This window comes from Mycetocola sp. (assembly GCF_025464835.1).
Classification (GTDB): domain Bacteria; phylum Actinomycetota; class Actinomycetes; order Actinomycetales; family Microbacteriaceae; genus Mycetocola_A.
Genome location: NZ_JAODMP010000021.1, coordinates 113,997 through 127,524, shown reverse-complemented (window position 1 = coordinate 127,524; position 13,528 = coordinate 113,997). Strand labels below are relative to the sequence as shown.

General features: G+C 66.9%; 14 protein-coding genes. 6 read left to right on the top strand and 8 right to left on the bottom strand.

The window, feature by feature from the left end; genetic code table 11:
• The 3 genes from JWP90_RS03340 to JWP90_RS03330 form a co-directional block, all read right to left on the bottom strand.
• The coding region (locus JWP90_RS03340) for a CoA-transferase (protein ID WP_297359578.1) at nucleotides 1-127 on the bottom strand (127 nt) is incomplete at its 3' end.
• 2 nt (nucleotides 128-129) lie between these two features.
• Nucleotides 130-300, bottom strand: a complete 171-nt coding sequence (locus JWP90_RS03335; protein ID WP_297359571.1) for a hypothetical protein — start codon at nucleotides 298-300, stop codon at nucleotides 130-132.
• 151 nt (nucleotides 301-451) lie between these two features.
• Nucleotides 452-2,512, bottom strand: a complete 2,061-nt coding sequence (locus tag JWP90_RS03330) for a prolyl oligopeptidase family serine peptidase (protein WP_297359568.1) — start codon at nucleotides 2,510-2,512, stop codon at nucleotides 452-454.
• A 95-nt stretch (nucleotides 2,513-2,607) separates the two neighbouring features.
• On the opposite strand from JWP90_RS03330, the gene JWP90_RS03325 reads away from it, so the two are divergent.
• The 3 genes from JWP90_RS03325 to JWP90_RS03315 all read left to right on the top strand — a co-directional run bounded on the left by JWP90_RS03325 (nucleotide 2,608) and on the right by JWP90_RS03315 (nucleotide 4,849).
• Nucleotides 2,608-3,987, top strand: coding sequence for an aminotransferase class V-fold PLP-dependent enzyme (locus JWP90_RS03325; protein WP_297359565.1), 1,380 nt, complete (start codon nucleotides 2,608-2,610; stop codon nucleotides 3,985-3,987).
• 111 nt (nucleotides 3,988-4,098) lie between these two features.
• Nucleotides 4,099-4,536, top strand: coding sequence for a VOC family protein (locus tag JWP90_RS03320; RefSeq protein WP_297359562.1), 438 nt, complete (start codon nucleotides 4,099-4,101; stop codon nucleotides 4,534-4,536).
• A 40-nt stretch (nucleotides 4,537-4,576) separates the two neighbouring features.
• Nucleotides 4,577-4,849, top strand: coding sequence for a DUF2277 domain-containing protein (locus JWP90_RS03315; RefSeq protein ID WP_297359558.1), 273 nt, complete (start codon nucleotides 4,577-4,579; stop codon nucleotides 4,847-4,849).
• Between the two features lie 153 nt (nucleotides 4,850-5,002).
• On the opposite strand, the gene JWP90_RS03310 is transcribed toward JWP90_RS03315, so the two are convergent.
• Together JWP90_RS03310 and JWP90_RS03305 are read right to left on the bottom strand one after the other, a co-directional pair.
• On the bottom strand, nucleotides 5,003-5,344 hold the full coding sequence (locus JWP90_RS03310; protein WP_297359555.1) for a hypothetical protein: 342 nt from the start codon (nucleotides 5,342-5,344) through the stop codon (nucleotides 5,003-5,005).
• Nucleotides 5,345-5,420: 76 nt separating this feature from the next.
• Nucleotides 5,421-6,749 (bottom strand): RIP metalloprotease, encoded by a 1,329-nt coding sequence (locus JWP90_RS03305; protein WP_297359553.1) that lies wholly within the window; start codon nucleotides 6,747-6,749, stop codon nucleotides 5,421-5,423.
• Between the two features lie 108 nt (nucleotides 6,750-6,857).
• Between JWP90_RS03305 and JWP90_RS03300 the strand changes: the two genes are divergently transcribed.
• The gene (locus tag JWP90_RS03300; RefSeq protein ID WP_297359550.1) at nucleotides 6,858-8,357 is read left to right on the top strand and encodes a Mur ligase family protein; all 1,500 of its coding nucleotides are present in this window, start codon (nucleotides 6,858-6,860) and stop codon (nucleotides 8,355-8,357) included.
• A gap of 300 nt (nucleotides 8,358-8,657) precedes the next feature.
• Here the strand turns inward: JWP90_RS03300 and dxr are convergent, their stop codons facing one another.
• Entirely contained in the window at nucleotides 8,658-9,743 is a 1,086-nt protein-coding gene (gene dxr / locus JWP90_RS03295; protein WP_297359547.1) for a 1-deoxy-D-xylulose-5-phosphate reductoisomerase, read from the bottom strand.
• A 267-nt stretch (nucleotides 9,744-10,010) separates the two neighbouring features.
• On the bottom strand, nucleotides 10,011-10,988 hold the full coding sequence (locus JWP90_RS03290) for an FKBP-type peptidyl-prolyl cis-trans isomerase (RefSeq protein ID WP_297359544.1): 978 nt from the start codon (nucleotides 10,986-10,988) through the stop codon (nucleotides 10,011-10,013).
• Between the two features lie 124 nt (nucleotides 10,989-11,112).
• Here JWP90_RS03290 and JWP90_RS03285 point away from each other — a divergent pair, with 124 nt between their 5' ends.
• Nucleotides 11,113-11,877: a 1-acyl-sn-glycerol-3-phosphate acyltransferase gene (locus JWP90_RS03285; protein WP_297359541.1), complete on the top strand. Its 765-nt coding sequence runs from the start codon at nucleotides 11,113-11,115 to the stop codon at nucleotides 11,875-11,877.
• 22 nt (nucleotides 11,878-11,899) lie between these two features.
• Here JWP90_RS03285 and JWP90_RS03280 read toward each other — a convergent pair whose 3' ends face one another.
• Nucleotides 11,900-12,370, bottom strand: a complete 471-nt coding sequence (locus tag JWP90_RS03280; protein ID WP_297359540.1) for an OsmC family protein — start codon at nucleotides 12,368-12,370, stop codon at nucleotides 11,900-11,902.
• Nucleotides 12,371-12,420: 50 nt separating this feature from the next.
• Between JWP90_RS03280 and JWP90_RS03275 the strand changes: the two genes are divergently transcribed.
• Entirely contained in the window at nucleotides 12,421-13,443 is a 1,023-nt protein-coding gene (locus tag JWP90_RS03275; RefSeq protein ID WP_297359536.1) for an asparaginase, read from the top strand.
• The last annotated feature ends 85 nt before the right edge of the window (nucleotides 13,444-13,528 follow it).

Below are 13,528 nucleotides of genomic sequence, written 5' to 3'. Positions count from 1 at the left end.
CCTTCTCGAGCAACGCTTCGATCAGGGTCATCGGGTTGCCGCACAAACCGAAACCGCCGACCGCGATCGAGGATCCGCTGGCGATGTCCGCCACCGCCTCAGCCGCGCTTGCCACTGATTTGTCCATTGTCACTGTTGCACCTCCGTTGCTGCGTGTGCCACCGAACTACGGCTCTGTTCCGCCAGGATCACCGTGCGAACGGCGTCTGCACCTTTCTCGCCCATGAGAATCGTGTAGTGGTTGACGTCGTCGACGGGTGGGACCTGAAACCCTGGCAGCCGCGAGGACCAGTCCGTCACGGCCTCTCGCGATTACAAACCTACCGGCTCATCATCAGCCCCCGTAGGGCCACGAGAAACGGAATCACTTCCGGTTGATCGGTCCCAAATGCCGGGCTTCGTCGCCAAAAATCGACATTCGCGACGGACGAAACCGATGTGACCGTCCGGCTCACTCCATCGTCGGCGCCGTGCCGAGCCGCTCAGAGAGGAACCGGTAGGCGAGCGCGGACATCCGGGCAGCTTGAGCATTCGTTGCCGCTCCCCCGTGACCTCCCTCGATGTTCTCGTAATAGGTGACGTCGCAACCGGCCTCAAGCATGCGAGCGGCCATCTTGCGCGCGTGGCCAGGGTGCACGCGGTCGTCGCGGGTCGAGGTCGTGAACAGGACGGGAGGGTAGCTGCGGGTCGGGTCGAACTGGTGATACGGCGAGAACGCCTCGAGGAACGCCCACTGTTCGGGATCATCCGGGTCGCCGTACTCGGCCATCCAGGATGCGCCGGCGAGCAGTTGCGAGTACCGGCGCATGTCGAGCAGCGGCACCTGGCAGACGACGGCCCCGAACAACTCGGGGTAGCGGGTGACCATGTTGCCCGTGAGCAGTCCGCCGTTCGAGCCTCCCTGGATCCCGAGGCGATCGGGAGTGGTGATTCCGCGGGCGACGAGGTCCCTGGCGACGGCTGCGAAGTCCTCGAAGGCGCGGGAACGGTTCTCTTTGAGCGCAGCCTGGTGCCAGGTCGGGCCGTATTCTCCCCCGCCCCGGATGTTCGCGACGGCGTACGCACCGCCGCTCGCAAGCCAGGCACGCCCGAGCGTCCCCGAATAACCGGGGGTGAGCGAGATCTCGAAGCCGCCATAGCCGTAGAGGAGCGTCTGCAACGATCCGTCGGTGGCGGCATCCGTCCGGCGGACGAGGAAATACGGCACCCGGGTGCCGTCGTCGGAGACCGCGAAATGCTGTTCGATTCCGAGGCCGGCGGTGTCGAAGAACGACGGCTGGGACTTCAGCACGACGGGCAGACCGCCGCCTGGACCGACGGTGGCGATCGACAGGGTGGTCGGGGTGAGGTAGTCGGTGGACACCACCCAGACGAGATCGTTCTCGTCTGGGTCCACGGCGGAGACCTGCACGGTCGCGAACTCGGGGGCGCCGGGGAACTCGCTTCGCCGCCATGCGGCATCCGTCGGTGTCAGCACCCTGATGCGGCTCTTCACATCGTCGAGGACGGTGAGCACGAGATGGTCGCGTGTCCACGCCGCGCCGGCGAGAGAGGTGGTCGGTGTCGGTTCGAACACGACCTCGAACCCGCGGTCACCGGCGAGGAAGCCGTCGAAATCGGCGGCGAGCAGCGAGCCCGCTCGGTAGGTGATGTCGTCAGGGGTCCAGTTCTCCCGCAATTCGATGAGCAGCCATTGCCGCGAGAACCCGATCTCGGCGGAGTCCGGGACGTCGATCCGTGTCGGTCCGCCTGGGAGAAGAACGAACACTTCCGACGTGTAGAAGGTGGGCGCCCGCCAGTAGAAGTCACGGATGTAGCCGGGCGTGTGGCTCCGGAAGGCCCGAACAGACACGTCGGTCACCTCGCCTTCGAAGACCACCTCAGACGACTCGATCGGGGTCCCCCGGCGCCAGCGACGGGCGACCCTCGGGTACCCGGACGAGGTCAGCGAGCCTTCACCGAGTTCCGAGCACAGGTACACGGTGTCGTCGTCGATCCAGCCGAGGCCGCCCTTCGCCTCAGGACGGAAGAAACCCCCGTCTTCCGGGGGAACGAACCGGAAGCTGTCGAGGTCGAACTCGCGCGTCACATCCGCGTCGGACCCGCCATGCGAGAGGTCGATCAGCGCCTTGCGGTACCCCGGGCGCAAAATGCTTGCCCCGTGCCAGACCCAGTCCTCCCCCTCGGCTTCGTTCAGTGCGTCGATGTCGAGGACGATCTGCCAGGCAGGCTGCGGTTTGCGGTACTCGTCGAGAGTCGTGCGCCGCCAGAGGCCACGCTGGTGGGCGGCATCCGTCCAGAAGTTGTAGTAGTACTCGCCGACCTTCTGCACCATCGGAAGCTTGGCATCCGAGTCGAGCACCTCACGAATCGCCCTCTCGGTGCCGGCGAACGCCTCGGTGGCCACAAGACTGCCGACCGTCTCCGCGTTGCGGGCGCGGACCCAGTCCAGCGCTGCTTCGCTGTCAATCTCTTCGAGCCAGAGGTAAGGGTCATGTTCGGCGACGGTCATACGCTCAAGCCTAGGAGGCCGTCAGCCCGACGGTGGTCTTCTCCGTCGGGTGCTGGGGGCTGTTCCGCGGTCGGATCCGGGTCTACCCTTCCACTGTGACAGCGCAGCCGGACGACTATCGCGACGCTCTCGATCGAGCTCGGTACCACTCGATCGAGTGGCTGGAATCGCTCACGACGCGCCCGGTCGCGCCACGGCAGAAGGCCGACGAGGTCGCTGAACACTTCCGGGTGCCTCTGCAGGAGAGCAGCATCGACCCGGCGGAGGTCATCGATGAACTCGCCACCTTCGCTGAACCAGGGCTGATGGGGATACCGTCCGGCCGGTTCTTCGGCTGGGTGATGGGAGGCACCCTCCCATCCGCCCTCGCCTCTGACTGGCTCGTGAGCGCGTGGGACCAGAACGCGGCGATGCGCTTCGCGACACCGGCGACGGCGTCGATCGAAGAGGCGGCCGAGGACTGGCTCCTCGACCTGCTGGGCCTCCCGGCGTCGTCGGGGGTCGGGTTCACCACCGGCGCGACCATGGCGAACTTCGTTGGTCTCGCGGCTGGGAGGAAGAAGGCACTGGACGACGTTGGCTGGGATCTGCGGGCAGACGGTCTCTCCGGATCTCCACGGATCACCGTGCTCGCCGGTGCGGAAAGTCACGTTTCCGTCGACATGGCGCTGCGCTACCTCGGGCTGGGCCTCGCGACACCGGTCGCCGCCGACGACCAGGGCCGGATTCGGGTCGATGCGCTGAAGGAGGCTCTCGACGCCGCGTCAGGACCGACGATCCTCTGCCTTCAAGCCGGGAACCTGCACTCAGGCGCGTTCGACCCGTTTCTCGAGGCGATCGAACTGGCCCGTGCGCGGGGCGCATGGGTGCACGTCGACGGTGCATTCGGCCTGTGGGCGGCTGTGAGCCGCAGCTGGGCCCCGGCTCTCAACGGACTGGAACTGGCCGACTCCTGGGCGACCGACGCTCACAAGACCCTCAACGTGCCATACGACTGCGGCGTCGCCATCGTTGCCGACCGCGCTCTCCTGAGGTCGGAGTTCGGCGCCCACACCGATTACCTCATCCTCGATGCGCATGGTGACCCGTTTGAACGCGTTCCGGAGATGTCCCGCCGCGCCCGCGGCATCCCCGTCTGGGCGGCTCTGCGTTCCCTCGGCCGGGAGGGCACGATCGCCCTTGTTGAGCGCCTCGCCAGGAACGCGAGGGAACTCGCGCAGGGCCTGAGTGCCCTGCCGGGTGTCGAGGTTCTCAACGAGGTCGTGTTCACGCAGGTCTGTCTCAGTTTCGGCACCGACGAACGCACCCGCGACGTGACCCAGGCGCTCATCGCCGACGGCGCAGTCTGGATGTCAGGTTCACGCTGGCAGGGTCGGGAGGTGCTTCGCATCTCGGTCAGCAACTGGTCGACGGACGCCACGGACGTCGCCGCCTCGATCGACGCGGTCCGCCGGGCGATGGCCGCTGCCGGCTGATGGCCCCTGAGACCGAACGGCGAAAATGGGGACTTCTGCTTCGCCCTGCCATTGGTCAATAATCGAGGCCACGGATCGGTCACACCCGGCGAACAGACGAGGGAGAAAGCGATGCCTACGAGACTCAACCCGTACCTCAACTTCCAAGGCAACGCCCGTGAAGCAATGACCTTCTACCGCGACGTCTTCGGTGGCGAACTCACGCTGAGCACATTCGGTGAGTTCCAGATGAACGAGGACCCGGCCCAGGCTGACAACATCATGCACGGAGAACTGGTGACCACCGACGGGCTGAGCCTCATGGGGGCGGATGTGATGGAGGGGATGGAGTACACGCGAGGGACCGATTTCTCCGTCTCGCTCAGCGGCGACGACGACTCCGAGCTGCGCGGCTACTGGGACGGACTCGCGGAAGGCGCCACGATCGTCGAGCCCCTCGTCGCCGCCCCGTGGGGTGACACCTTCGGGATGCTGGTCGACCGCTACGGTGTTTCCTGGCTGGTGAACATCGCCGGGAGCGGCGCCGACACCGGCGGCATGGAAGGCTGACACCCTTCCGGAACGCGTCTGCAGTGATTAATCTGAAGCCATGTGCCGAAACATCCACCAGCTCCACAACTTCGAGCCAGCAGCAACGGACGACGAAGTTCATGCAGCCGCCCTCCAGTACGTCCGCAAGGTCAGCGGGTCGACGAAACCGTCCAAGGCGAACGCCGAGGTGTTCGACCAGGCTGTCGCCCAGATCGCCCACATCACCAGGCACCTGATCGAGGACCTCGTGACCACGGCGCCGCCGAAGGACCGCGAGGTCGAAGCGGAGAAGGCCAGGGCGCGGTCGCTGAGCCGGTTTGCCCGCGCGTAGCCCTTACGCGGGGAGAACGGGTTTCCGTTCGGTCATGCCCAGGATGCCGTTGCCAGTGTCACCGCGGTGAGAACAGCGCACACCTCATCGAGCGCCGTCTTGCTCGATGACGTGACATTCACAAGCGCCGCGCGAGCGTGTCCGGCTGACTGTTCATGAGGTGCAGCCCGACTCCCGCCTGGACGTGGATCTGCGAGAGGGAGTGCGCGAGCACCTCGTGTAGTTCCCGGCGCTGCGCCGTTTCGCCTGCTCGGCTGACTGCCTGTGCTCGACGGTTTTGCGGCGTGCTTTACCGACACTCGCCGTTTCGAGCCATGCGGAGCCGACCGGCGCGATTCGCCACAGGATGGCGATCGTGGCCGGCACCTGAACGACGAAGGAGAGGATGGCCGGGAGCCAGAGCCTCATCGGCGCGGGAAGTTCCTGGAACGGCGGGCGGCCTCCCCAGCGAGCAAACCGGTCTCCGAGTTCGGAGTCGACCGCCCCTCGGAGCATCCCCTCAGCGTCGTGACCTGCCGGTGTGCCGACATCCTCCGGCGACGCGACCGGCTACTCCGTGCGGAGTACGAGGTCAGCCGAAGAGGTTAACCGGCTTGACGATGTCGGCGAAGATCAGGAGCACGCTCATTCCGCCGAGCAGGATCACGACAAGGAACGTAACCGGCATCAGTTTCGCAGCGTCGACGGGGCCCGGGTCGCGACGGTGGAACAGCTTCGCGAAGCCCCGACGGATCGACTCCCACAGTGCTGCTGCGACGTGGCCGCCGTCGAGCGGCAGGAGCGGGATGAGGTTGAAGACGAACAGGGCGACGTTGAGCGAGCCGACGATGCCGACCATGGTTTGCACTTTGCTCGCCAGCGGAACCTCTTCGAGGCTGGCCACTTCACCGGCGATCCGGCCGACGCCGACAACGCTGATCGGCCCGTTCGGGTCGCGCTCCCCCGGCCCGAATGCGGCGTTGGCCACGTCGACGAGGCGGTCGGGCAGGTTGACGATCATGTTCGCGACGTGGCCGATGTTGTCGCCGACGGCGGGGAGAACCGCGGTGGGCGGCTCCGGCACGAGCTCGGTCTGGGAGGCGATGCCCACGAAACCGACCTCCTCCGTTACCGGCTCGCCCGAGGCATCCGTCACTTGTTCGCCGTCCGCGTCGATCGCGTACCGTTCGGTGAGCAGCGGCGTCAGTGTCACCGCGAGCTCGGCGCCGTCGCGCGAGACGGCGACATCGAGTTCGGTGCCTGGCGAGGTGCGGATGATCTCGGTCGCATCGGCCCACGAGTCGATGTTCGTTCCATCGATGGAGAGAATTGTGTCACCGGGCTTGAGACCTGCCGCGGCGCCCGGGGCGAGCGGATCCCCTGCCTCGCACGCGGTCTTCTCGCTCGTCGCCGGAAGCACACACTGACTCACCGACGCGAGCGTCGGCGTGGACTGCGGGATGCCGAAGCCCATCAGCACGATCGCGACGAGCACGATCGCGAGGAGCAGGTTCATGGCGGGCCCGCCGAGCATGATGATGACGCGTTTCCACACGGGGAGCCCGGAGAAGGTCCGGTGCTCGTCGCCGTCGCCGACGGTCTCGGCGCTCGCCGAGCGGGCGTCCTGCACCAGGGTCTGGAAGAAACCGGTGCTTGAGCTGCGGGTGGCGCCGTCCTTCCCTGGCGGGTACATGCCGATCATGGAGATGTAGCCGCCGAGCGGGATCGCCTTGATGCCGTATTCGGTGTCGCCCTTCCTCGTCGACCAGAGGGTCTTGCCGAACCCGATCATGTACTGGGTGACTTTGACGCCGAACAGCTTGGCGGGAATCAGGTGCCCGATTTCGTGCAGACCGATCGACACGGCGACACCGATCAGAATGATCAGCACGCCGAGGATGTACAGCAGCACGGATTCCACTCCCAGAGAGTAGCGCCCGGCGCTGTATGGATGCTGGTGGCGCGCTGTGAGGGACGCTCCGATGCGCCTGTGAGAACATGGGCTGTGCGACCCTCCCAGCCCCTCCCCATGACCCTCGACGCCTTCGCTGCCCGGTTCTGCCTCGCGGTGCATGATGAGCTCCAGCCGGTGACCCTGACCGGCATCACGATGGACAGTCGTGCCGTCCAACCGGGTGACCTCTACGTCGCCGTACCAGGGGCGCGATTCCACGGCGCCACGTTCTCCGTCGAGGCAGTCGAGCGCGGAGCGGTCGCCATCCTCACGGATGCCGCCGGCCTGGTCGAGGCGACGGCATCCGGAGTGCCGGTGCTGGTCACTGTGGAATCGCCGCGCATCCTCGTCGGTGAGATGTCGGCATGGCTCTACCAGACCGACCGGGACGCGCCGCAGCTTTTCGGCATGACCGGCACCAACGGGAAGACGTCGACGGCGCATTTCCTCGACTCCGTTCTTCGGCAGCTGGGGCGGTCGACCGGACTGAGCTCGAGCGCAGAGCGCCGGATCGGCGCAGAGGTCGTCCCTAGTTCGATGACGACGCCGGAGTCCCCCGAATTGCATGCCCTGATTGCACGGATGCGTGAGTCCGGTGTGGATGCGGCGATCGTCGAGGTCAGCGCGCACGCCCTCACACGGCACCGGGTCGACGGACTCGTCTTCGACGTCGCCGGTTTCACGAACCTCAGCCAGGATCACCTCGACGACTACACCGACATGGACGATTACTTCGCGGCCAAGCTGGAGCTTTTCACGCCGGCTCATGCCAGGCACGGGGTCGTCTCCCTCGACACTCCTGCCGGGTCGGTGGTCGTTGAGCGTGCCGGCATCCCGGTGACCACCATCACCTCGATCGAGGACGCGGCAGCCGACTGGACCGTCACCGTCGATGAGGAGAAACCGTCGTACACCGCCTTCACGCTTCGGCACAGGGAACACGGGACGCTCTCCAGCCGGGTTCCGGTGATCGGCAGGCATATGGCCGCGAACGGCGGACTCGCTGTCGCCATGCTCGTCGAATCAGGCGTCCCACTCGCCGACATCGAAGCCGTTCTCCGGCGGGACGGGGGCATCACCGCCTCCCTGCCTGGGCGCGCCGTGCAGGTTCCTGTGCCCGGCGGTCCCGCCGTGTACGTGGACTCCGGGCACACGGCACAGGCCTTCGCGAAAACGCTCGAGGCGGTCCGTCACCTCACCACCGGGCGCGTCATCATGGTCGCCGGCGCCAACGGTGACCGCGACCAGTCCAAACGCCCCGAGATGGGGCGTGAGGCCGCCCTGGGCAGCGACCTGCTCATCGTCACCGACCACCAGCCACGGTCCGAGGACCCGGCCCTCATTCGCGAGGCGGTGCTCGCAGGAGCGCGCGCTGCCAAACCGGCGGGAGACATCCGTGAGGTCGCCGCGCCTGAGGAGGCGATTCGCGTCGCCGTCCGAGAGGCGACCGCCGCAGACACGATCCTCTGGGCTGGTCTCGCCGAGAAGGACTACCGCGAAGTCGCCGGAGTCAGGATCCCTTTCTCGGTGCTCGTCGAGACGCGGGCCGCACTGGCTGAGGCCGGCTGGGTCTAGACCCCAGCACCCCGCTCGCCACCGCGGGGCCCAGCAGCTCACCGGCAGACCTCAAATTCAGCAACGGCCCTCAAATTCAGCAGATTCTCGCGACACGCCGACGCGAGGTCCGTTTCGCACGGCGTGTCACTCAATTCTGCTGAATGTGAAACAAGGAGGGCGGAGTCCGGATGCGGGCGACTGCTCAGCGCATCTCCGCGATCCCCCGATCGGCGGGGGCGAAAACACCCGACCCGGACCGGAACACCCGGGGTGCCGCGTGTACTCGTGCGGAACGCGTGAACAGGCGGGCGGCAGCGGCTAACGCAGGTTTGCGATCGCCCGATCGGCCTCATCGCGAGCCCACGTCTCTGCCGCAGAAAGAGTCTCGAGGGTGAGTTCGCCATCCGGGCGGTGCGCGTCGACGACGCGGGAGATCGTGTCGACGATGTCCAGGAATCCGATGGCGCCGGCGTGGAACGCCGCCACGAGCTGTTCGTTCGACGCGTTGAACACTGCAGGGTACGTGCCACCGGCACGGCCGACGGTTTTCGCCAGCTCGACCGCGGGGAACGCCGCGTCGTCGAGCGGCTCGAACGTCCAGTTCTGGGCGCGGGTCCAGTCCAGCGGTTTCCCGGCACCGGCGACACGGGCGGGCCAGTCGAGGCCGAGCGAGATCGGCAGCCGCATGTCCGGCGGTGACGCCTGGGCGATGGTGGACCCGTCGACGTATTCGACCATCGAGTGCACGATCGACTGGGGGTGCACGACCACCTCGATCCGCTCGTATGGCACATCGAACAGCAGGTGCGCTTCGATGACCTCGAGCCCCTTGTTGACGAGGGTCGCCGAGTTGGTGGTGACCACGCGTCCCATGTCCCAGGTCGGATGGGCGAGGGCCTCCGCCGGCGTGACCTTCGCCAGGGACTGCCTGCTGCTTCCCCGGAACGGACCACCGGATGCCGTCAGCACGAGTCGACGGACCTCCTCTTTCGTTCCCGAGCGAAGCGCCTGCGCGATCGCGGAGTGCTCGGAGTCGACGGGCACGATCTGGCCGGGTTTCGCCATCCGGCTGACGAGGTCTCCCCCGACGATGAGTGACTCCTTGTTGGCGAGAGCGAGGGTGCGCCCGGTCTCGAGCGCAGCGAGCGTCGGGCCGAGGCCGACAGAACCCGTGATTCCGTTGAGGATGACATCGGCGTCGACGGAGCGGACAAGGCGTTCGGCCTCATCGGCACCGAGAGCGGTGTCCTCGACGCGGAATTCGTCGGCCTGCGCCTGGAGCAGATCACGGTTGCTGTGCGCCGAGAGGCCGACAATTTCGAAGCGTCGAGGGTTGGCCCGGATGACGTCCAGGGCCTGGGTCCCGATCGAGCCGGTTGATCCGAGAAGTATGACGCGTCGCACAGGGCCAGCCTAGCGGCGAGCTCCGAGTGCTCCGTCAACAAGGGGTCTCATCCGACGCCGCCATTGCTCCTGTTCACCCTGCGCCGGGAGCGGTATCTCCTGTCCGACGCGCATCAGCTGCCGGTGTCCCGTCGTTGGCCCTCTCCCTCGTCGCGTCGACCCGTCGGCAGCGACGTCCGGCGCCGTTGGACAGGGGCACGGGCCCGAAAAGGTCCGTATTCTCCTGTTCGGCGTGCGCCCGGCAGGAAACCCCTGCCGAACGAACACCTAGCGGCTGGTGGCGAGGATGTCGACGACGAAGACGAGCGTGTCCGTCCCTTCGATCCCGGCGCTGGGCTGGCCCGCCTCGCCATAACCCTGCGACGGCGGGAGCACAGCGAGGACCTGCGACCCGACAGCAGCACCGACGAGGGCTGCGGAGAACCCGGGGACGACACCGGTCGTCGGGAAGGTGGCCGCGCCTTTGCCCCAGCTCTGATCGAAGACCTTGCCGGTGCGCCAGTTCACTCCCTGGTACTGAACGGTGACGCTGTCACCTTCCTGGACCAGTTCGCCCGTGCCTTGCTTCAGGGTCGCGAGCTGCAGTTCCGCTGGAGCTTCACCGTCCGGGATCGTGACCGTCGGCACTCCCTCCGAGTCGAGCTTCACACCCGGCATGCCTTCCACCGGCGGCTGCGGGGTGCCGGTCGCTGTGGCGGGGACGATACCGACGGCATCGGCGACGATGACGAGGGGGTCACCAGGCCCGACCGCGCCATCGGGGGAACCGGTGTCACCGAACCCGTCCTCAGCCGGCACGACGCTCACCACGCGAGAGCCTTCGTTGACGCACTCCAGGGTGCGCACCAGACCGGGGATGAACTTGGTGTCGTTGACTTCGATTGCGCCCCAGCCGCCACCGGAATAGGCGCTCTGCGACACGAGAGTTCCGCTGGTTCCGTTGAAGATCGACACCTCGAAGTTGACGATGTCGCCCGGCTGCACCTCAGCGCCGGTGCCCTCGATCACCACGGAGCGTTGGGAGGCGTCGACACGGAGCGGTTCCGGGAAGTCCACGGCCGGTGCGACGCCGAAGTCGCCTGTCGCCGTCACCGAGTCGACAACCGACCCGCCCGGCGTGTCGTCACAGCTGAGCCCAGCCGGTTCGGCGCTCGCTTGCGGAGCCGGTTCCGGTGAAGCGCAGCCCGCAAGGACGAGGGCGGATGCCGCCGCGGCTGCGACGAGAACGGGAAGGGAAGTGCGCACAGGGAATCGCTTTCACAGAGGGGTGGAACCGCAAGTCTGCCGCACCAACCCTGTCGTTGCCTGCAAAGGCTCCCGGTGACCTCATGCGCAAGGAGGAATACGTCAGGAACTACGCTCATCATTTGTGTCAATCACGGAACCCGGCGTCGCCGACGACAACGCGGCCACAGCTCCTGGGCTGGTCTACCACCTCGGGCGTGCAGTGCTGATCCCGGTCGCCCGCCTGGTGTACCGCCCGCGGATTCTCGGACGGTCGAATGTTCCGAGATCGGGCCGTGTCATCCTGGCCAGCAACCACCTGTCGTTCATCGACAGCATCGCCATTCCCGTCGTCGCGCCGCGTCGGGTGCAGTTCCTCGCCAAATCGAGCTACTTCGACGGAACCGGGTTGAAAGGGTGGGTCTCCCGCACGTTCTTCTCTTCGATCGGTGCTGTGGCCGTTGAGCGGGGGGCGGGAGCGGCCGCGACTGAAGCACTGGATGCCGGTAAAAGGATTCTCGAGAACGAGAGCGCGTTCGCGATCTACCCGGAGGGCACCCGCTCGCTGGACGGCCGGCTGTACAAGGGACGCACAGGCGTCGCCTGGCTCGCCCTCTCCACTGGCTCCCCCGTCGTCCCCGTCGGGCTGATCGGCACTGACGAGCTCATGCCGGTGGGAAGCACCGTCCCGAAGCTCAAGCGCGTGACCGTGATCTTCGGTGAACCCCTCGACCTCAGCGCCCACGGACCTGCCTCGAGCGGCAAGGCCAGGCGACACGCCACCGATGAGATCATGGCCGCCATCCACGCCCTCACCGGGCAGGAGCGTGCAGACTCGTACAACGAGGCTCCGCCGGCGCACGCCATCGAGAAGTTGAAGCGCGCGGTACTTCGCCCCGAGCGCTTCTGACCCGGCAGCATCCGCCACGTCGTCAGGCGACGAGGATCTCCGGTTCATGACGCACCGGGAAGTTCACCGAGTTGGCGATGAAGCAAAGCTCGGAAGCCCGCTGATGTGCCGCACGCGCGGCATCCGCCATCGACCGGTCAGCGACCGTCACCCTGGGTCGGAGCACCACCTCGGTGAACGCGCCGCCTCCCATGCCGTCCTCGACCATCGTGCCGCGGGCGTCGTCCTCGTAGGCGGTGACAACGACCCCGACGGTGACGGCGACGTGCAGGTACGACAGCAGGTGGCACTGCGCGAGTGCAGCGAGGAGCAACTCCTCAGGGTTCCACCTCGCCGGGTCGCCCCGAAACGGTTTGTCAGCCGATCCCTCGAGCGGATGCTTCCCCTCCGCCGACACGATGAGCTCGCGACTGTAGTCGCGGTACCCGCTCGTGCCTGTGCCGCGGTTTCCGTGCCATTCGACGCCGACGGTGTACTCATGCGTGCCCAACATGGCCCCAGTCTGTCACGCCCCGCGGTGGAGATCAGGGCTACCCTTGACCGGTGACTACTGCACCCGACCTCGTTGAAACCTTCTCATCGGCGAGCGCCGCCGAACTCGCCATCGTCACCCGCAGCGGTTTCGTCGAGTCACGCCACTCCGGCTCGGCCATCGTCCTCAACCAGCACGCCGATGTGATCCGTACCCTCGGGGACCCGGCGGCTCCGGTGTTCGGCCGTTCAGCCCTCAAACCGTTCCAGGCGATCGCGGTGATGAACGCGGGCGTTGGGCTCCGCGGGGCCGCAGCCGTCCTTGCGGCCGCGAGCCACGCGGGGACCCAGCGTCACATCTCGGTCGTCCGGAGCATTCTGGCTCAGGCCGGGCTCACGGAGGTCGCCCTGCAGTGCCCGGCGGACTGGCCGACCGACGATGCCGCCCGGATGGAGCTCGTGCGGGACAACAGCACAGCGTCTCCTATCTACATGAACTGCTCAGGCAAGCACGCGGCCATGCTCCTCGCCTGTGTCACCAACGGCTGGCCGATCGAGACGTATCTGGAGAACGACCACCCGATGCAGGTGCAGGTCCGGGATGTTCTCGAGAGGTTCACCGGGGAACGCCCGGTACTCACCGGCGTCGACGGGTGCGGCACTCCTGTCCACGCGCTGTCCCTCTCCGGCCTCGCCAGGGGAATAGGTCGCATCCGCACGTCGTCACCCACCTCGCCGTTCGCCATCTACCGCAACGCCGGGATCCTGTGCGCCGCCGTTCTCGAGAACGGGTGGGCGATCGATGGCGCAGGCCGCGCCAATACGATTGTGATCGACCGTCTCGGCGTGTTCGCGAAGCTCGGCGCCGAGGGGGTCATGGTGATAGCCGCTCCCGATGGAACGACCGTCGCTCTCAAGATGCTCGACGGGAGCCTGCGCGCCGCAACCCTCGTCGGCCTGAGCCTGCTCGCGGATGCCGGCGCTCTCGACCGGGACGCCGTCGACGCTGTGCTCCCTGACCTGAAGCTGTCGATCCTGGGCGGCGATCGCACCGTCGGAGAGATCCGCGTCTCACCTCTGCTCGAACAGGCCTGATCTGGCTAGGCTGGCCTCGGGCAGTCATGCCCGCCTGACAGTGCCGTCGGACCTCTCATCGGGGTGCGAGGCATTTCCCTCGTGC